This window comes from Bifidobacterium sp. N4G05, from assembly GCF_002742445.1.
Lineage (GTDB): Bacteria > Actinomycetota > Actinomycetes > Actinomycetales > Bifidobacteriaceae > Bifidobacterium > Bifidobacterium hominis.
This window is the reverse complement of sequence record NZ_NJNQ01000001.1, coordinates 276936-296123: the sequence shown is the minus strand read 5'-3', so window position 1 is coordinate 296123 and position 19188 is coordinate 276936. Positions and strand designations below refer to the sequence as shown.

Genomic DNA, 19188 nt, shown 5'->3' with positions numbered 1-19188 from the left:
GAATCGCAATCCTTCGCTAATAATCAGTCTATGCTATCGGCTGACAGGAGAATATGCCGGATTCGTGCCATATTCTGGCGCGTTGCGTTCCACGGTGGTATGAGAGGGTGAATTCGTAGCTGTTTTTGTCCGCTTGTGACTACTGATTGTCGTTGTCGTTGCTGTTGTTGCTGTTGTTGCTGTTGTTGCCGTGCTTGTGATGATGTTTGCGATGCTTACGGACGTTTTGTGCTTCAGACTTGCGATTATCCAGCGCCTTCCAACCTTCTTCAGCTGCGGCGAGTTGCGCCTTGCGTTTGCTGGTGCCTGTGCCGGTGCTGATGATTTCGTCGCTTTCGCCCAGCATGACGTTCGCGGTGAACACTTGCGCATATTCCGGACCGGAAACCGACATCTGGTAGCGCGGCTCGCCGAAGCCCATTCCATGCGCTTTGACGGTAAGCGAGGTTTTCCAATCGAGGGCCGGGCCTTCCGTGGCGACTTCCGCAAGCGTTTCGTCAACAAGATGATGCACAACGCGACGTGCCTCGTCAATGCCGTGCTGAATGAACGTTGCACCGATCAACGATTCGACGATATCGCACAAAATCGAGCTTTTATCGGCGCCGCCCTGATCGCTTTCGCCATGACCGAGCAGAATGTACGGGCCCGCATGTAGCTTTTCGCGGGCGATTTTGCTTAGGGATTCCTCGGAAACGGCTTTCGCTCGCATTTTCGCAAGCTGACCCTCGTTCATGTCGGGGTGCGCCTTGTAGAGGGTTTCCGTGGAAACGAGCTCAAGCACGGCATCACCGAGGAATTCCAAACGTTCGTAGTTTTTCGCGCCAGGATTCTCATGCGAGAAGGAGCGGTGGGTGAGCGCTTCGACCAGCAGGTCGGGTTCGAGCGTGGTGCCAAGCGCCTCAAGCAGCGCGTTGGCGGTCACCTCGCCTTCGGAAACGGCTGATGCGTCGATGTTGTTCTTGGTCATATTCGTCCTCGGCTTCGTAGTGGGTATGGGGCGGCGAAGCTCGCCGCACGGTTTCGGGACGTTGCGTACGTGGCAAAATGCCAGCGAATCTGGCCGATTGCTATGCAAACAACGATCTCGTTCAGTTTACTCTCTGCCCACGCCTAGGCGGAATAGGGCGGAAGCAGGGCAGGAAATAGGAAAGGGACAAGCGGAAAGGGACAAGTGGAAAAGAATGGGAATGAGACGGGTATGGCCGTGCTTTCAGCCTGAATCCGGCCTGAGATATGCAAAAACCCTGCCACCCGTCGATGGCAGGGTTCTCATGCTTTATGCCGTTACTCGGCAGCCACTCACTTGGTGTGGATGGAGCGGACAGCCTCGCGGTACACGCGGCCGCGGTAGGCGCCGCAGCTCGGGCAGGCCATGTGCGGCAGCGCCGGAGCGCCACAGTTCGGGCAGGTAACGGTCTGGGCGGCCTTGGCCTTCCAGTTTGCGCGGCGAGAATGAGTATTCGCGCGCGAGGTCTTGTACTTAGGCAGTGCCATTGTGTTTCCTCTGTTTCGTTCGAACGATTGAGCTTAAGCGTTCAGTATCTTAACTTGTGCTCCGTACAAACTGCAAAACTCGATCAGAAACCCATGCAAAAACCAAGTAAAATCAGCCTTGCCTGTACCCTGCTCGTATCCCGCCTGACGCCTAGTTGCACTAGGCCGAGCCTTTATTCGTTGCCTTTCAGCTGGGCCTTCAACCCCTCCAAAGCGGCGAAACGAATATCGGTCACATCATGATGATGGTCCGGTTCCTCGTTCAAATCGGCGCCGCACTGCGAGCACAATCCCAAGCAATCCGGTTTGCACAACGGCTGCAGCGGCAGTTCCTCAACCAATGTGTCACGCAGTAAAGCCTCGATGTCGGCCCAGGAGCCGCCTTCAAGCAGCGGATACGAATCCTCCGACTCGTCTTCGCCGGCAATAATGTCGACTTCCTCTTCCTTGGCGCCGCCCTTGCCGTTTTTGCCGCCCTTACCGGATGCAACGTTTGCGGACTTGTCTTCATAGGGGAAGAACGAGGTGACGTTCACCGTCCAATCGCGCTTGATCGGTTTCAGGCAACGGGTGCATTCCGCATGCACGGGGGCGCTGATGCGGGCGTTGAAAATCAAGCCGTCAACAATCGAATCAAACGATCCGACAACAGTGACGTCAGTACCCTCTTCAACGCCGACGATCTCATCGCCGATGCCGCTCGGCGCGGGGAAAGTCGCGTCGAGCTCCTTGCTTTGTCCGGCTCGTGAAGCGACCTGCGCCACGGAAATCGCCCACGGGGAATCTTCGATACGTGCCATGTTCAGCCTTCCATTCAGCTTTCCGGATAGTCGTTTGCGTCAAGATGCGGCACATGCGTGCTCGCTTCGCGCTGGCGATCATACAGTACGTTCAATCCCGCCTGCACGTCGTTGCCAAGCTTGCCGAGCTGCTGTTGCAGCGTTTCCATCACCGTGGTGCAGTACTTGTCGGCTCCCTGCGTGAGATGGTCGGCCCTGGCTTGCGCCTGGTCGAGAATAGCACGTGCCTTCTGCCGTGCGATCTCGGTCACATTTTCCTGACCGGCGAGGAACTGCGCCTGTTCGTTGGCCTCACGTATAGTGTCGGCCGCACGCGATTGCGCGGATGACACGATGACGTTGGCTTGCGTCTGAGCGCTTTCCAAGCGTCGTTCCGATTCGCGCATCAATGCCGAGGCGCGTTCCAGCTGCACCGGCATCATTCTCTTCAACTGGTCGAGCTGTTCGGTGAACTCGTCACGGTCCACGCGCACGGTGCCGGGGAAGAACAGTATCGGTTTTGCCTCATCCAACGCCGATTCGAGCTTGTCGATGATGTCATACACGGTGGTGAACTCGTCACGGCTCAGATTGCCGGAATCCGTCAAAGGCTCGTCCGGGTCGAACGTGGTGCGCAAATCTGGCAAATCAGACATGGCGATCACCGGTCGCTGCGATGTCGTGTCATCGTCGACGCCGTCCGCAAGCGGATCATAGCCCGTGGTCTCTTCACCCATCATGCCCTCTTTTCATTGTTGAGCGCTTCGCCGAGCAGCGGAATCACGCAATCGGGCACCATGCCAGTCACATCGCCGCCGTGGCGAGCCACATCTTTCACTATCGAACTGGAAATATGTTCCAAATCAGGTGCCGCCGGCAAAAACAGCGTTTCCACATCGGCAAGCTTGCGATTGACTAACGCCATACCCAACTCGGCCTCATAATCGCCATTCTGGCGAAGACCCTTCACAATAACCGTCGCGCCGACCTTTTTGCAATAGTCGGTAATCAGTCCGGTTGTTGAAGAAACCTTGATATTGCGGCAATTCCGCTTTTCAAGCGCCTTACGGATGATCTCAACGCGGGTCTCTTCGGAAAACATCGGTGTTTTCGCCGCGTTCACCGCCACCACAACATGCACTTCATCGAAAAAACGCGCGCAACGTTCGATGACGTCCAAATGTCCGGCGGTTACTGGGTCGTACGACCCGGGGCAAACTGCAATTGTCATAGCCTCAAGCGTACCGCGGTTGCGTGAAATTACGCGAAGTGTCGGCGAATATGTGGGTTTTCATGGCTATGATGGAGGCAGTGGTGCCGCGGTTGCGGCGTATTTGAGGAGTTGATTATGGCATTTTCGATGTTTGGGGATCGCGACGGCTTCATTGACGAGGCTGATCCGGTCTCGCCGCTTTCCAATCCGGATGCTGGTACCGGCACTGCGGTGCTGGAACGTCCCGAAGAGGAGACGAAGCTGGATGATGGCGGCAATGGTGATGCGGATCGTTTCGCACATTATGTGTCGCGCGATCGCATTGCCGAGTCCCGTCGCACCGGCCGACCGGTGGTGGCGTTGTGCGGCAAGGTGTGGGTGCCGAAGCGTGATCCTTCGCAGTTCCCGGTATGCCCGGATTGTAAGCGCATCTACGACGAAATGATGAACTCCGACTTCTGATCGTTTTTCTCGTCGTATGGTGATGTTGGAATTTCACTGAAATTTCCGAAGATTGCCGAACGTGATTACATATAAAAAATCTGCCGAGATGGTCTCTGTGTCGAAATTATTTTCGATAATTCAGATTGTCTCGGCAGATTTTTATTGCTGTTGTATTTTATTGTCGGCTTGCTTTTTTGAAATATCCGCGCTTAGCGCAGCGAGATTTCGTTGATGCGACGCAGTTCCTCATCGCTGAACGTGGTGTTCTTCAACGCGCCGATATTGTCGAGCAACTGCTGCGGGCGGGACGCGCCGACAAGCACGGAGGTCACGTAACCGTCGTGCAGCAGCCATGCGAGCGCCATTTCGGCAAGCGTCTGACCACGTTCGGCGGCAAGGTCGTTCAGATCGCGGATTTGCTGCAGACGTTCCGGCGTCAACGCGCTTTCCTGCAAGAATCGGCCGTCATGTGCGATGCGGCTGTCTGCGGGCACGCCGTTGAGGTAACGGTTCGTGAGCAGGCCCTGTTCGAGCGGTGAGAACGTGATGAGGCCTTTGCCGAGCTTTTTGGCGGTTTCCTTCAGTCCGTTGCGTTCCACAGTGCGGTCAAAAATGTTGTAACGGTTCTGGTTGATGATGAACGGCACATGCAGTTCGTCAAGGATCGCGGTGGCTTTTTCGAGCGTCGGACCGTCGTAGTTGCTCAAGCCAACATATAGCGCTTTGCCGCTTTGCACGGCGGTTGCCAGTGCGCCCATGGTTTCTTCGAGCGGTGTGGAGGAATCCATGTGGTGATGGTAGAAAATGTCGACGTAGTCGAGGCCGAGACGTTCGAGGCTCTGATCGAGAGAGGCGAGCAGATATTTGCGGCTGCCGAGATCGCCATAGGGGCCGAGCCACATTTCGTAGCCGGCTTTGGTGCTGATGATCAGTTCGTCGCGATGATGATGGAAATATTCGTGCAGCAGACGGCCGCAGTTCTTCTCGGCGCTGCCCGGTTCGGGACCGTAATTGTTGGCGAGGTCGAAATGCGTGATGCCGTTGTCGAATGCGGTGAACACAATGTCACGCATGGTGGCGTATGGCGTAATATCGCCGAAATTATGCCAAAAACCGAGTGAAACCGCTGGAAGTTTCAGACCGCTTGTGCCCACATGGTTGTAGGTCATGGAGTCGTATCGGGTGGGTGACGGCGTGTAGACGGTGGTCGGTTCGAGCATTGTTCCTCCTTGAAGACTCTGCGCATTTCGCTGTGCGCCGTGCTGCTTGAGTTGGCGCATATCGTGAGTTTGTCGACGATACCATCGTCGCACTTCAAGTAAACTTGAACGCAAATATCGTCGATAGTGTGTTTTCCGATGATTGTCGTTCGCAGGAAATCGCAGGAAACTGCCGATATGGCAATCGCAAGAAATCGCACAATCGCAGAAAACGTAGAAATGAGACGGGAAGATGGCAACATATACGATTCGTGAGGTTGCACAACGATTCCATGTGCAGACGTCAACCTTGCGCTATTACGAGAATCAGGGGCTGCTGTGCAATGTGGAACGCGACGATGCTGGGCGGCGCGTGTACACCGACGCGCATATTGGGCGGCTCAAGGCGATCGCCTGTTTCAAGCATGCGGGCATGAGCATCGACGAGCTCAGGCGCTTCTTCGCATACGAAAAAGACGAGCGCGCACATATCGCGGACATGTTGGAATTGTTGGAATCGCGGCATCAGGCGATTTTGGAGCAGCGGGCCGCGCTGGAAGAAGCGTATATGCATGTGTTGCGCAAACTGCACTTGTATCGCGATATTCAGCGCAGTATCGAAACCGGCGGGCCGCACCCGGATTGGGCGAATTACGATGGCAAGGATTTTCGAGCCGACGATCGGTGAGGATTGGCGACGGTTGGTGAAGATCGGTGCCGTCCGGCGGCGTCCGGTTGGCGAAGGCCAAAACGGTGAGGTTCGGTGACGTCCGGTGAGAATCAGCAAACAAAAGGTGCGGAACCGTAAACTACGGTTCCGCACCTGATAGCAATTGTTGCGTCTTGTCTTGCAGCGGCTTGTTCGAGTTGCGGCGGCTTGTTCGACCCCGCGTCGGCCTTGCTTCTCTTACTTCAGCAAGGTGGCTACGGACGGCAGCAGAGCACGCAAGGCCTTGCCGCGGTGGGAAATAGCGTTCTTTTCGGCCGGTTCCATCTGTGCGGACGTGAGTTTCTCGCCGGCTTCGATGGCGCGGGCGGGCTGATCGTCGGGCACGAACAGCGGGTCATATCCGAAACCATGCTCGCCATGAGGCTCATGCAGCAGCACACCCGGCATTTCGCCGGTTTCCACAGTCTCGCTGCCAATCGCATAACGGCCGTTTGCACCGGCGCCAGCTTCGGTTTCCGGCACCACCAGCGCGGCCGCGCAACGGAAACGCGCAGTACGCTTGGCGTCTGGAATGTCGGCCATCTGCGCGAGCAGCAGCGCATTATTGGCTTTGTCGTCGCCATGCCTGCCTGCCCAACGTGCGGAAAGAATGCCGGGAGCATTGCCCATCACGTCCACAATCAGGCCGGAATCGTCGGCAATCGCCGGGCAGCCTGTGCGCGCGGCCACGTCACGGGCCTTGATCAGCGCGTTCTCTTGGAAGGTCACGCCGTCTTCCACCGGATCCGGCAGATTCAGCGAACCGGCGGAAACCAGCTCCACCTGAGCCGCGTCCGCACCTAGGCAATCTTCCAGAATGCGATTGATTTCAGCGAGTTTGCCTTCGTTATGGGTTGCGACGATGATTCTCACGTTCCGATTCCTTTCGTTGCTTCGTTGATGTCAGCTTGCCTGACATGCGTCTGACGTGCGTCTGACGTGCCTGGCCGACGGTCGGCTTGCGGAGGCCAGCCTACAGTCGGATTGCGTTCGGCTTGCGGCCGTTTCAGTCCTGTGCGAGCGCGGCCTGCTGCGCGGCCTGCAGTTCCTTGTTGCCCTTTTCCGCCAGATCAAGCAGCACGTTAAGCTCGGTGCGGTTGAACGGGCGATGCTCCGCGGTGCCCTGAATCTCAATGAATTCGCCGGAGCCGGTCATGGCCACGTTCATGTCGGTCATAGCCTTGCTGTCTTCGATATACGGCAGATCAAGCATCGGCTTGCCGTCGATTACGCCCACGGACACGGCGGAAACGCTGTCTTTGATCACGCGGTCGGCAGACTTGATGTGCTTGTGCTTCTCGGCCCAATGCATGGCGTCCACGAGCGCCACATATGCGCCGGTGATCGATGCGGTTCGGGTGCCGCCGTCAGCCTGCAGCACGTCGCAGTCGATCTGCACCTGGTTTTCGCCGAGCGCCTTCATGTCGACCACGCCACGCAGGCAGCGTCCGATCAGTCGGCTGATCTCGTGCGTGCGTCCGCCGATCTTGCCGCGCACAGATTCGCGATCAGTGCGGTCTGCGGTGGCTCGCGGCAGCATCGCATATTCCGCGGTGACCCAGCCCAGGCCGGAGTCCTTGCGCCAACGAGGCACGCCTGCGGTGAACGTAGCCGTGCACATCACGCGTGTATTGCCGCATTCCACAAGCACGGACCCCTCCGGAACGTCCGTGAAATGACGGGTGATACGCACCGGACGCAGCTCATCCACCTTACGTCCGTCCGCGCGAATTATCGTCTGCCCGTCCAACATGTCTTTAATCGCTACCATCGCTGATTTCTCTGCTTTCGATTGATTACACGATCAACAATCGCTTGTATTTTCCGAAAAAACAGTATCACCAGCCGAAAACCCATCTTGAGGTGCGTGAATCGTTCGTAATTGTCTTGCGATCATTTTGCGTCGTTTTCCGCGTTTATCTCACGTAATACAGGCATTCAAGCACGTATGATGGAGTGAAAACCTGTGCTTGGCCACAGTGAGGCCTACGCTCATGGTCAGTTTCACCAAAAGTCAGAAAGGCTTTGGAAATGCTGGATTATTCACCTGCGCTCATGACCGACATGTACGAATACACCATGCTTGACGCGTGTCTGAGGGACGGCACCGCCAATCGCAAGTGCGTATTCGAAATTTTCACCCGTCACCTGCCGATTGGCCGCCACTACGGAGTAGCCGCCGGGCAAGGACGCATTCTTGACGCGCTTGAAAACTTTCATCTTGACGATAATGATCTGAAATTCCTTGCAGATCGCAAGGTGGTGGGCCCTGAAACCATCAAATGGCTTGAGAATTTTCATTTCTCCGGTTCAATCAAGGGCTATCGCGAAGGTGAGATGTTCTTCCCGAATTCACCGATTCTGCAAGTCGAAGGCACGTTCGGCGAGTGCACACTGCTGGAAACGCTGCTGCTGAGCATTCTGAATTACGATTCTGCGGTTGCGTCGGCGGCGTCCCGCATGGTCAGCGCCGCGAAGGACCGCCCGTGCATGGATATGGGCGGTCGCCGAACGAACGAGTGGGCCGCCGTTGCCGCAGCCCGCGCCGCCGTAGTGGGCGGTTTCAAAGGTACGGCCAATCTGCTGGCCGCGCAAATGTATGGCTTGAAGGCCATTGGCACGGCTGCGCACTGCTTCACGCTAGTGCACGATGACGAGCGGAGCGCGTTCGAATCGCAGATCGCCGCGCTTGGCAAGAACACCACGCTGCTGGTCGACACGTACAACATTGAAGAGGCTGTGAAGACGGCGGTTGAAGTGGCCGGCCCAGAATTGGGCGGCGTGCGCATCGATTCCGGCGACTTGGCGTCGCTAGCGCAGCGTGTGCGTAACCAGCTGGACGCGCTGGGAGCCACCAATACGAAGATCACCGTCACCAACGATTTGGACGAGTATGCGCTCGCATCGCTGCAGACTGCGCCGGTCGATTCGTATGGCGTGGGTACCATGCTCGTCACCGGATCGGGCGCTCCGACCTGCGCGATGGTGTACAAGCTGACCGAACGCGAAAATTCCGCTGGTGACATGCAGCCGGTGGCCAAGAAGTCGAAAGACAAGGCCACGGTTCCGGGACGCAAGCTCGCCTTCCGCTCGTACGAATATTCGCTGGCCGACTGCGAACATGTGATTTCCGGATCCGAAAAGCAGCTTGCCTCCTATCAGCCGGAAGAAGGCTGGAAGGATCTGCTGGTCGACTATGTGACCGACGGCGAAATCAACTCCGACTATCAGGGGCACGAAGCCATCGTCAACGCGCATAATTATCGTGCTCAGGCACTGGCCGAACTGCCAATCGGCGCGCAAAGCCTTATGAAGGGCGATCCGGTGATCCCCACCGAAATCACAGTCCTTTGACTCGTGCTACCATCATGCTGGTTGCGTACGGCAATCAATCTCGTAATCAACCAGCATGAAGGGGTAGGATTACATGCGAGCATTTTCTCTGGTTACGTTGAGTCCGGAGGCGTTTGACGATTTTTCCGCACACCACCCGGACGGCAACTTCCAGCAAACCTCCGCTGCAGGCCGTCTGCGTGCCGCCCAAGGAATCGAAGTGGAATATCTTGGCGTTCAAGAAAACGGCAAAATCGTTGCGGGATCGCTGTTCGAAACGCATCGCAGCCGCCTTTCCACATTCAGTGTGGTGCATGACGGCCCATTGTGCGACTATCGTGATCGCGAATTGACCGGATACTTCATGACCCAGCTGAAGCAGCATGCGAAGGCGAAAGGTTCCGCACAGATGGAAATCGTGCCGGAAATGCCATACTGCCTGCATGATTCGCGCGGCGGCGAACTGCCAGCTGACCAAGGTGGTGCTCCTGCTGAGGATGCCGTGGAAACGTTGAAAAACCTCGGCTTCATACATGACGGCTTCACGATCGGCTACACCGCAGTGCCGCGCTGGCGCTACTTGAAAGACCTGACTGGCATTACCGACGAAAAGTCACTGCTCAAGTCGTATGACAAGCGCACGCAGTGGAGCGTGAAACGTGCCGCATCCATGGGCGTGCATGTGCGCGAACTGGGTGAAGACGAGCTGCAGGTGTTTGCCGACATCGAGCAGGCCACCGCCGAACGTCGCAATTTCGAATATCGCGGTGAAGCGTACTTCCGCAAGTTCAAACAAGCCTATGGCAGCAAAGCTCACTTCATGGTGGCGCAGATTCACATCGGCGAATACATTGCCGACATGGAATCCAAGCGTGATGTCTTGCAGAAGAAGGTCGATACGCTGCAGTCCAAATACGATGAGCATCCGACCACCAAAACGGGACGTCAGCTAGGGGAGGAGTCCCGCAACCTTGCGGCGGCGGAAAAGCGTTTGGCTGAAGCGGCCGAGTATGCCAAAGATGGTGACGTGCTTCCGGCGGCGGCCTCCCTGTTCGTGGAACATGCGCGTGAAACGGTGTATCTGTTCTCTGGCAGCGTGGAGAAGTATAAGCCGTTCTACGCTTCCGCGCTTGTGCAACATGACGCCATGCTGCACCTGTGCGTGGAGCGTGGCGTGACCCGCTACAACTTCTACGGCATCGACGGCGTATTCGATGATCCGAACAGCGAAGGCCGTGGCGTGCTCGAATTCAAGCAAGGCTTCAACGGGTATGTTGAGGAACTTATGGGTTCGTTCGTGCTTCCCGTACGCCCGTTGGCGTTCAAGTTCAAGACTGTCGTACGCAAACTCCTTCGCCGCTAGCTCGGGGGTGCTGGGGCTGCTTGGCGCGACGCGGATTTGCGCGGGGTGAGTTTTTCTGATACGCTTTGTGTCCTGTGCGCGGATGGCGTGTGCTTACCGGGCATCGCCACTTTAGCTCAGTCGGTAGAGCGGCTCACTCGTAATGAGCAGGTCGACAGTTCGATTCTGTCAAGTGGCTCCAGTGCCCTAGATGTGAAAGCATCTAGGGTTTTGCATATCAGGAGCATTTCACTCCGGTATGGCTACTTGCGCGAGTGGCGGAATTGGTAGACGCGCAGGATTTAGGTTCCTGTGTCTTTGACGTGTGGGTTCAAGTCCCATCTCGCGCACTTTCGGAAAATGGCGGAAGTCTGCCTGTTTTTGGCCATCGTAGGCCATTCAATAAGCCTTTTTGAGAACATTTTGAGAACATTTCGCACGTTTGCGTCCCGATTCTTCCGGTGACTGGGGGATTCGGGACGTTGGGGAGCCTGCGAGCGGGTGGATTGTTCCAGTGAATGGAAGAATCGGGACGTTGAGAGGCGCGCAAGCGGGAGGATTGTTCCACTCACTGGGGGATTCGGTGCGCTGAGGGGCTTGTTGGCGGGATGATTCCTCCAGTGAGTGGATGTTTTTCCCGCTGGGGTGGCTTTGGGCGGGTGGATTCTTCCAGTGGGTGGGAAATTAGGGCGCGGCAGGGAGTCGGCTTGGTGGCGTGGGATGCTCCTAAGATGACTGTGGGTAGGAAGAGGAAGAGAAGCTTAAGGATTAGGGGGAGTGTTGTGTCTGCGCTGATTCAGCCTGTTGCGTTGCTGCTGATTATCCTCGCCGGATATTTGTTCAAGCGTGCCGGTCTGTTCAAGGATCGCGATTATCGCATTATGCAGACCGCTATTTTCAATTTGGTGCTGCCGGGTGCGATCGTCTATTCGTTTGCTACGAATCCGCATGATTCCAGCCTGTTGCTGATTTCGCTGTTCGGCCTGATCGTTGCGTTCATTCCGCCGGTCGTGGTTTTCCTGACGTCCCGCCATCGTCCGGTGCAGGATCGCGCGTTCATGATGTTGAATGGCTCCGGCTTCAACGTTGGCTGCTTCTGTTTCCCCGTAGTGCAGGCTTTTCTTGGCACAGGCGCGATCGTGCCCGCCGCCATGTTCGACATTGGCAATTGCGTGATGGTTGCCGCCGGCACGAATGTGATGACGCAAACGCTGTTGCATATCAAGCCTGGCACGCCGCTTATCGAGCAGTATCAGGGCAATGCGTCCACGCTCCCGCATGTGAAGCTGAAAGACAAGGATGCCAAGTGTCTTGCCCGCAAGGCTTTGGCCCGCAATGTGTTCAAGGGGTTCTTCGGCTCGGTTCCGTTCGATACGTACTTGGTGATGATTATTCTCACGCTCGTTAACGTGAAGATTCCTGACATTATCGCCACGCTTGTGCAGCCGCTTTCGAACGCGAATTCGTTCTGCGCGATGCTGATGGTGGGCATGCTTATGGATTTGCCGTCTGGCAGGCAGGATGTGTTGAAGCTTCTCAAGGTGATTGGTTGGCGACTGCCGTTCGGTATTGCGTTTGCCGCTGCGGCTTGGCTGCTGCTTCCGTTCAGTGCTGAGATTCGTGAGACGGCCGCCATGTGCTGTCTGGCGCCGATTGCCGTGTTTTCCACGCTGTTTACCGACAAGGTGCTTGGCAATGCGAAGCTTGCTGGTTTTACGCTGTCGATTACTGCGATTATCAGTTTGCTGATGATGACCGGCGCTCACTTCTTGTTCGTCGCGCTCGCATGAGAGCGGCAAGAAGATTTTTACCGGGGCCCATGCTGAGCGCTTTGGTCTGGTCGGGTTCTGCGGTGGGGATTTGGTGCCGGCGTACGGTCGATTGCGTAGAAGTGTGACGAAGACTTACGGCGGAACTGTGCATACGATTTCAGTAAGCGTCAAAAGTATGCTTGGCGAAGATGGAAGTGGTAGGAACCGCGCTATATTGCGAATCCTAGCGAATGTGTTAACTCGGGAAACATTTTTGTGTTGTTCTGTCTTATTTTGTGAGTATCTTGTGAGGTGAAGAGATACGGAATGCGACGTACGGAAATCTACGAAGATCCGTAGCTTGTTCCGCTTCATAGTGATGATGAAAGGACCTAATACCATGGCCATCAATCCTCCTGTTGACGCCACCAAGACCCCGGAGTGGGCCGCACTGCAGAAGCACTACGATGAGCTGCAGTCCGAAGGCATCAGCCTCAAGCAGTGGTTCGCCGATGACGCCGAGCGCGTCGAGAAGCTGAGCTTCGATGCGGGCGATCTGCACTTCGACCTGTCCAAGAACCTGATCAAGCCGGAAACCCTGCAGCTGTTCGCAGACCTCGCCAAGGCCGTCAAGCTCGACGAGCGCACCAAGGCCATGTACACCGGCGTGCACATCAACAACACCGAAGACCGCGCCGTGCTGCACACCGCACTGCGCCGCCCGGCCGAAGACGAAGGCAAGTACATCGTTGACGGACAGGACACCGTCAAGGACGTGCGCGAAGTGCTCGGCCGCATCTACGCCTTCGCCGACAAGGTTCGTTCCGGCGAATGGACCGGTGTTTCCGGCAAGAAGATCGAAACCGTGGTCAACATCGGCATCGGCGGTTCCGACCTGGGTCCCGTCATGGTGTACGAAGCACTGAAGCCGTACGCTGACGCAGGTATCTCCGCACGCTACATCTCCAACATCGACCCGAACGATTTGGCCGAAAAGACCAAGGGCCTCGACCCGGAGACCACTCTGTTCATCGTCGTTTCCAAGACCTTCACCACCCTGGAAACCCTGACCAACGCTCGTGAAGCCCGCACTTGGCTGCTCGACGCCCTCAAGGCTGCCGGCGCAGTCGACGGCTCCGACGAGAAGAACGCCGAAGCCATCAAGAAGCACTTCGTCGCCGTCTCCACCAACCTGGAGAAGGTCGCCGAGTTCGGCATCGACCCGGCCAACGCCTTCGGCTTCTGGAACTGGGTTGGCGGCCGCTACTCCGTGGACGCCGCCGTCGGCACCTCCCTCGCCGTGGTGTTCGGACCGGAACGCTTCGAAGAGTTCCTGCACGGCTTCCACGAGATCGACGAATACTTCGCCAACACCCCGTTCGAGAAGAACGTGGTCGTGCTGCTCGGCATGCTGAACGTGTGGTACCGCAACTTCTTCAAGGTCGCCTCCCACGCTGTGCTGCCGTACGACCAGTACCTGCACCGCTTCCCGGCTTACCTGCAGCAGCTGACCATGGAATCCAACGGCAAGTCCGTGCGTTGGGACGGCACCCCGGTCACCTCCGAAACCGGCGAAATCTTCTGGGGCGAGCCGGGCACCAACGGCCAGCACGCCTTCTACCAGCTGATCCACCAGGGCACCCAGCTGATCCCGGCCGACTTCATCGCGTTCGTGAACACCCCGAACCCGACCAAGGACGGCGATCAGGACGTGCACGAGCTGTTCCTCGGCAACTACTTCGCACAGACCAAGGCTCTGGCCTTCGGCAAGACCGCTGACGAAGTGCGCGCAGAAGGCACTCCGGAAGAGATCGTTCCGGCCCGCGTGTTCACCGGCAACCGCCCGACCACCTCCATCTTCGGTGTGGCACTGACCCCGTTCGCACTCGGCGAGCTCATCGCCCTGTACGAGCACATCACCTTCGTTGAAGGCACCGTGTGGGGTCTGGACTCCTACGATCAGTGGGGCGTTGAGCTGGGCAAGCAGCTCGCCAAGCAGATCACCCCGGCCATCTCCCAGGATGACGAGGCTCTGGCTGCTCAGGACGCTTCCACCCAGTCCCTGATCCAGTTCTACCGCGCAAATCGCAAGTTCTGATTTCTAGGGAAACCGGAACGTTGCGTTCAGCGACGTGCATAGCGCCGTAGCGCAATAACTTCCAAAGGGCTCTGCATTTCGGTGCAGAGCCCTTTTCATTACCCCTGAATCATCATTTTCAAATATCCAAGTTTTGCATTTCGTGCGAAATCAGCACCATGAAGTTCTGCATATCGTACATGGAAGTAGCGTTTTCCGCAGAAAATAGCCATTCTTTAAATAATCAAGCATCAAGAACTTTTGCGGCGAGTTTTGGACGGCATGAGGTCTGGTGGATGAGGTATTTTTGAGTATTGCTATGCCGGGACTCAGGACGCCGCATAATCCTGAATCCCTTCGGGTCCAGCCGAAAACGATCGCAAGATTGAGTGGAATATTGCACGAACGCAAACTTTGCGAACGCAAGTTGCCGCGATTTTCGGCGGATTGGCAATCCTTCGCAGGCAGACCTGCGAAGAACATACCAGGCAGAACGATTTTGCGAAAATCGTGAAGCCCTTACCTGTGCGCTGATATGCGGCGGCGACTCGAGGAAACACAATGGTTAACGCTATTGAGGCATTTGACGCCAAGCACATGAAGCCGGCCGAGGAAATCCCGGCATTCCGTCCGGGTGACACCGTTGAAGTCAACGTGAAGATCCAGGAAGGCAACAACTCCCGTATTCAGGCCTTCACCGGCGTTGTGATCGCTCGTCAGGGCGGCGGCGTTCGTGAAACCTTCGTTGTGCGCAAGATCAGCTTCGGCACCGGTGTGGAGCGCCGCTTCCCGCTGCACTCCCCGGTCATCGACTCCATCAAGCTGGTCCGCAAGGGCCGCGTGCGTCGCGCCAAGCTGTACTACCTGCGCAACCTGCGCGGTAAGGCCGCTCGTATCGCCGAGCGCCGCGACAACTCCGAGAAGTGAGTTTCAAACGCAAATAAAGCGTGAAATTGGCCCTCAGCCTTACGGCAGGAGGGCCTTTTGCTATTCTTAGCCGCTATGATAAGGGTCAGTGTGCAAACCGGACGATAAAGGAATCATGTATGAAGCATGCCGAAGAAAAAAACAATAGCGGCGAAAGCTTTGGCTTGCGCGACACCCTGGTTTGGTGCGGAATTCCTGTTATCGTCGTGCTGCTGATACGTGTTTTCCTGATCGGATTCTACGTGATTCCTTCCGAATCCATGATGAACACCATCGAACCAGGCGACCGAGTGATCACCTCGAAACTCACCCCGAAAGTCTTCGACCTGAAACGCGGCGACGTGGTGGTGTTCAAAGACCCCGACCACTGGCTGCAGCAGGAAGACAACAGCAAATTCGGCGGCGACTACCTCATCAAACGACTCATCGGACTGCCAGGAGACACCGTAGCTTGCGAAGGGCCGGGCAAGCCGATCACCGTCAATGGCGTGGCGATTGACGAAAGCTCATACATTCGCCCAAGCGTGGACCCCAGCTCATTCGCGTTCAGCGTGACCGTGACCGAAGGACACGTGTTCGTTATGGGCGACAATCGCGCCAATTCCGCCGATTCTCGCTACCATCAGAACGATTCCTCACATGGACTCGTGCCTATTTCCGACGTAGTGGGTGTTGGACTCGCGAGATATTGGCCATTGAACCGTATCAGCGGGCTCGATTCGCACCATGAAGTGTTCGCCGACGTTCCGGAAGGAGGCTCGGCGGTCTGATGGCGGTTTCCGTAATTCCCACATTGGATTTGGAACGCGCTATTGCCGAACAGGGCTACGATGTGATCGTCGGCTTTGACGAGGTAGGGCGTGGATCTCTCGCAGGGCCGGTAATGGTTGGTGCGGCTGCGATTTGGGCGCGTGACTTGGATGGGTCGGCTGGAGCTTCGCAAGGAGACTCGCAGGAATCTTCGCCTCTGGAAGTGCCGAAAGGCGTGGCCGACTCCAAAATGCTGACCGAACACAAGCGCGAAGCCATCTTCGACGAACTCGAACAATGGTGCGCCGCATGGGCGGTCGGAGCAGCCTCCAATACGGAAATCGACGAATGGGGTATTTCGTACGCACTCGGCGTGGCGGCACTGCGGGCGCTCGCCGAAGCGGAACGCAAGCTTGGCATTGGCGGGAGTGGATCTGCTGGAATTGCAGGATCTTCTGAATCATCGGAAGCGTTGAACAATCTGAAAATCGGCGCGATTCTTGACGGTCCGAACGACTACATCACCAAAGCACTCAACACCTTCGACGCACCCGACGTGCCAATTCCGGCGGACGTGACCTGCAAAGTCAAAGGCGACCGGCATTGCGCGACCGTGGCGACGGCGGCCGTCATCGCCAAAGTCACACGAGACCGACTCATGGTCAAACTCGCCGCGCAGCCGCAATATGCGCCTTACGAATGGGCCAACAACAAAGGCTACGGATCGGCGGCCCACCGCGAAGCCATCGCCGAACATGGACCCAGCGACCTGCACCGCCTTTCCTGGCACCTCGTCTGACATACGGCATCTCATCCGCAGTCCGCGATTACGCTAATCCTTGCGGATGATGCATGCCGGAAGGAAACCTGTAAGTTCATCCCGCCGTCTGATGGCCGGCACCAATCCGTTTCCGTACCGTAGGAAACATGGAACACATACTTCAGGCGACCGATCTGGTCATGGATTATTCGACCCAACAGGCGACACCAAATGCCACACACATGCTGGCGCTCAATCACGTGGATTTCGGCATCCAGGCAGGCGAAAGCATCGCGGTCATGGGACCGTCCGGTTCCGGCAAATCGACGTTACTGCACGCACTCGCCGGCATCATCACCCCGACAGCCGGCAATGTGATGTTTCGCGGTGCCAACCTGGCGCGGCTGAGCGACGCTGACCGTACCAAACTGCGCCGCAGCGCCTTCGGTTTCGTCTTCCAATCCGGACAACTGCTGCCGGAACTGCCGGCCATCGAAAACATTGCGTTGCCGATGATGCTGGGCGGCGCAAGCTACCAGCAGGCTACTGACACGGCCATGCTATGGCTGGAACGATTGGGATTGCGCCAGCTCGCGCAACAACGTCCCGGCGAAATGAGCGGCGGCCAGATGCAGCGCATCGCCATCGCACGTGCGCTCGCCGCGCAGCCGGCAGTCATCTTCGCCGATGAACCGACCGGCGCGCTCGACCAGGCCACCGGCCACGAAATCATGAGCATTCTCATGCGGACCGCACGACAGACCGGCGCGGCCGTGGTCGTGGTGACGCACGATTCGAACGTGGCCGCATTCTGCGATGCCACCGTTACCATGCGTGACGGCAGGCTGAGCTCGCCGCAGCAATCCCAACCTACCGCCGGAGGCGCACGATGAACATGTTCCGATTATGGCGATTGTTCCACCGCTCCGGCACCCGCGGCACATCCGGCCGCACCTCTGCGCTGGCCATCGTTGCCTTCGCATCCGCCACCGCCATCTTCCTAACCGTGCTCGGAGGCCTGCATGGCTTCATCTGGCGGGCCTCCGCCGACCACACGTTCGGTTGTATGATCAATTCCAACAGGTGCGCGCCCGGTACATACGAAACATGGTCCAAAGCCCTGGCACACGCCGACAAGCTCGTCGCCACGGTCGGCGACGGCCATTGGACGGCCGACCAGGCCACAGCCGTCATGAACACCTATTCCGACGGCTATGTGATGCTCGCCGCATTCGCCAGTCTGCTACTCATCGTGCCGTTCGTGGCGCTCGCCGGCTCGGCGGCCCGTCTCGCGGCCTCCCGCAGGGACGCACGTCTCGCCGCACTGCGACTTGCGGGCGCCACCACCGCGCAGGTCACGAAACTCACCGCGCTCGATGCGGGTGGCCAGGCTCTGCTTGGCGCACTGGTCGGCATGGCCGGCTACTTCGCGCTGATACCGGCGATCATGCTGCTCGACTTCCAAAACCAGCATTTCACCTTCGAACAGTTGTGGGTGGGACTGCCTGCTCTGGCGGCCGTGATCGTCGGAGTCACGCTGCTTGCCTTGGTCTCCGCGCTGGTCGCCCTACGCCGCGTGGCCATCACCCCGCTTGGCGTGATGCAACGTACCGGACAACCCATGCCGTCCGCATGGCGCGCACTGATTTTCCTTGCCGTGTTGGCCGTAGGCTACCTGCTGCTCAACAGCATCTCCGCATTCGCGCACTTGGGTCAGATGGTGGTCTACGCCATCATCTTCGGCGTCTTCTTCCTCGGTTTCGCCATGGTGAGCGTCGTCGGTACCTGGGTGGTGGCGATGCGCGCCAGATTGCGTGCGAAACACCCGAAGGACGCGGCCACTATGATTGCCGCGCGCCGTATCCTCGACAATCCCAAGCGTGCTTGGCGCAACGTGTCCGGTGTGGCGCTCGCTGTGTTCATCGCGGGGATGACGTCGGTGTGCGGATTGCTCGCCACCGGAATCGGAGGCAACCACGACCCGTTCGACCCATCTATGCTGTACATGCGCGATATAGCGATGGGTGGTTTCCTGACGCTCGCCTTTGCCGCGGTGCTCGCCGCCGTCAGTTCCGGCGTGATGCAGACGAGCAACGTCTACGACCAGGCCGACGAGTACCGCATGCTTGCGTTGGAAGGCACGGATGAGGCGACGCTCGACAAGGCACGCATGATGGAAGTGATCACCCCGCTCAACACGGTGATGGCCGTTTCGTTGGGGTGCTCGGTGTTGTTGCTGTTTCCGATTCTGGCAACGTCGTTGCTCAATCCGGCTTCGTTGCTTACGTTGGCCGCGGGAATCGGCTTGTGTTATGTGTTGATGGTGCTCGGAGGGTGTGCCGCGAATCATGCGGCGCACGGGCTCGGTCATGCCGGCTACCGTACGGACGATTGATGGCCTCGCCGC

At 57.5% G+C, this 19188-nt stretch carries 19 protein-coding genes and 2 tRNA genes; 13 read left to right on the top strand and 8 right to left on the bottom strand.

Features of this window, described 5'->3' with window-relative positions:
• Positions 1 to 139: 139 nt before the first annotated feature.
• From rnc to coaD, 5 genes are all read right to left on the bottom strand, one after another.
• The gene (gene rnc, locus CE153_RS01365; protein ID WP_099594890.1) at positions 140 to 970 is read right to left on the bottom strand and encodes a ribonuclease III; all 831 of its coding nucleotides are present in this window, start codon (positions 968 to 970) and stop codon (positions 140 to 142) included.
• Positions 971 to 1302: 332 nt separating this feature from the next.
• Positions 1303 to 1497, bottom strand: coding sequence for a 50S ribosomal protein L32 (rpmF, locus tag CE153_RS01360; protein ID WP_004220165.1), 195 nt, complete (start codon positions 1495 to 1497; stop codon positions 1303 to 1305).
• A gap of 173 nt (positions 1498 to 1670) precedes the next feature.
• Positions 1671 to 2297, bottom strand: coding sequence for a YceD family protein (locus CE153_RS01355; RefSeq protein WP_099594889.1), 627 nt, complete (start codon positions 2295 to 2297; stop codon positions 1671 to 1673).
• A gap of 14 nt (positions 2298 to 2311) precedes the next feature.
• A complete protein-coding gene (locus tag CE153_RS01350; RefSeq protein ID WP_099594888.1) occupies positions 2312 to 3016 on the bottom strand; it encodes a cell division protein in 705 nt (234 codons plus the stop codon).
• Positions 3013 to 3507 (bottom strand): pantetheine-phosphate adenylyltransferase, encoded by a 495-nt coding sequence (gene coaD, locus CE153_RS01345; RefSeq protein ID WP_039196906.1) that lies wholly within the window; start codon positions 3505 to 3507, stop codon positions 3013 to 3015. Before coaD ends, CE153_RS01350 begins: the two co-directional genes overlap by 4 nt.
• Before the next feature lie 117 nt (positions 3508 to 3624).
• On the opposite strand from coaD, the gene CE153_RS01340 reads away from it, so the two are divergent.
• On the top strand, positions 3625 to 3951 hold the full coding sequence (locus CE153_RS01340) for a DUF3039 domain-containing protein (protein WP_180753358.1): 327 nt from the start codon (positions 3625 to 3627) through the stop codon (positions 3949 to 3951).
• Between the two features lie 191 nt (positions 3952 to 4142).
• Here the strand turns inward: CE153_RS01340 and CE153_RS01335 are convergent, their stop codons facing one another.
• Entirely contained in the window at positions 4143 to 5153 is a 1011-nt protein-coding gene (locus CE153_RS01335) for an aldo/keto reductase (RefSeq protein ID WP_099594887.1), read from the bottom strand.
• 232 nt (positions 5154 to 5385) lie between these two features.
• On the opposite strand from CE153_RS01335, the gene CE153_RS01330 reads away from it, so the two are divergent.
• A complete protein-coding gene (locus tag CE153_RS01330; protein WP_099594886.1) occupies positions 5386 to 5820 on the top strand; it encodes a MerR family transcriptional regulator in 435 nt (144 codons plus the stop codon).
• Positions 5821 to 6039: 219 nt separating this feature from the next.
• Here CE153_RS01330 and CE153_RS01325 read toward each other — a convergent pair whose 3' ends face one another.
• Together CE153_RS01325 and rph are read right to left on the bottom strand one after the other, a co-directional pair.
• Positions 6040 to 6714, bottom strand: coding sequence for a non-canonical purine NTP pyrophosphatase (locus CE153_RS01325; protein ID WP_099594885.1), 675 nt, complete (start codon positions 6712 to 6714; stop codon positions 6040 to 6042).
• A gap of 133 nt (positions 6715 to 6847) precedes the next feature.
• The gene (rph, locus tag CE153_RS01320; protein ID WP_099594884.1) at positions 6848 to 7612 is read right to left on the bottom strand and encodes a ribonuclease PH; all 765 of its coding nucleotides are present in this window, start codon (positions 7610 to 7612) and stop codon (positions 6848 to 6850) included.
• 260 nt (positions 7613 to 7872) lie between these two features.
• On the opposite strand from rph, the gene CE153_RS01315 reads away from it, so the two are divergent.
• The 11 genes from CE153_RS01315 (at position 7873) to CE153_RS01265 (ending at position 19176) form a co-directional block, all read left to right on the top strand.
• Positions 7873 to 9195, top strand: coding sequence for a nicotinate phosphoribosyltransferase (locus CE153_RS01315; RefSeq protein ID WP_099571025.1), 1323 nt, complete (start codon positions 7873 to 7875; stop codon positions 9193 to 9195).
• A 73-nt stretch (positions 9196 to 9268) separates the two neighbouring features.
• On the top strand, positions 9269 to 10537 hold the full coding sequence (locus CE153_RS01310; protein WP_099594883.1) for an aminoacyltransferase: 1269 nt from the start codon (positions 9269 to 9271) through the stop codon (positions 10535 to 10537).
• Positions 10538 to 10642: 105 nt separating this feature from the next.
• Positions 10643 to 10718, top strand: a tRNA-Thr gene (locus CE153_RS01305).
• A 67-nt stretch (positions 10719 to 10785) separates the two neighbouring features.
• Positions 10786 to 10866: transfer RNA gene (locus CE153_RS01300), tRNA-Leu, on the top strand.
• 432 nt (positions 10867 to 11298) lie between these two features.
• Entirely contained in the window at positions 11299 to 12306 is a 1008-nt protein-coding gene (locus CE153_RS01295) for an AEC family transporter (protein WP_099594882.1), read from the top strand.
• Between the two features lie 361 nt (positions 12307 to 12667).
• Positions 12668 to 14365: a glucose-6-phosphate isomerase gene (gene pgi, locus CE153_RS01290; RefSeq protein WP_003836153.1), complete on the top strand. Its 1698-nt coding sequence runs from the start codon at positions 12668 to 12670 to the stop codon at positions 14363 to 14365.
• Between the two features lie 540 nt (positions 14366 to 14905).
• A complete protein-coding gene (gene rplS, locus CE153_RS01285; RefSeq protein ID WP_099571022.1) occupies positions 14906 to 15271 on the top strand; it encodes a 50S ribosomal protein L19 in 366 nt (121 codons plus the stop codon).
• A 119-nt stretch (positions 15272 to 15390) separates the two neighbouring features.
• Positions 15391 to 16041, top strand: a complete 651-nt coding sequence (gene lepB / locus CE153_RS01280) for a signal peptidase I (RefSeq protein WP_099594881.1) — start codon at positions 15391 to 15393, stop codon at positions 16039 to 16041.
• Entirely contained in the window at positions 16041 to 16820 is a 780-nt protein-coding gene (locus tag CE153_RS01275) for a ribonuclease HII (RefSeq protein WP_099571020.1), read from the top strand. The genes lepB and CE153_RS01275 overlap by 1 nt, the downstream gene beginning before the upstream one ends.
• Before the next feature lie 161 nt (positions 16821 to 16981).
• Positions 16982 to 17674, top strand: a complete 693-nt coding sequence (locus CE153_RS01270; RefSeq protein ID WP_229027217.1) for an ABC transporter ATP-binding protein — start codon at positions 16982 to 16984, stop codon at positions 17672 to 17674.
• Positions 17671 to 19176 carry an ABC transporter permease gene (locus CE153_RS01265; protein WP_099594880.1) on the top strand — a complete coding sequence of 502 codons (1506 nt, stop codon included), beginning with the start codon at positions 17671 to 17673 and terminating at the stop codon, positions 19174 to 19176. Before CE153_RS01270 ends, CE153_RS01265 begins: the two co-directional genes overlap by 4 nt.
• Positions 19177 to 19188: the final 12 nt, after the last annotated feature.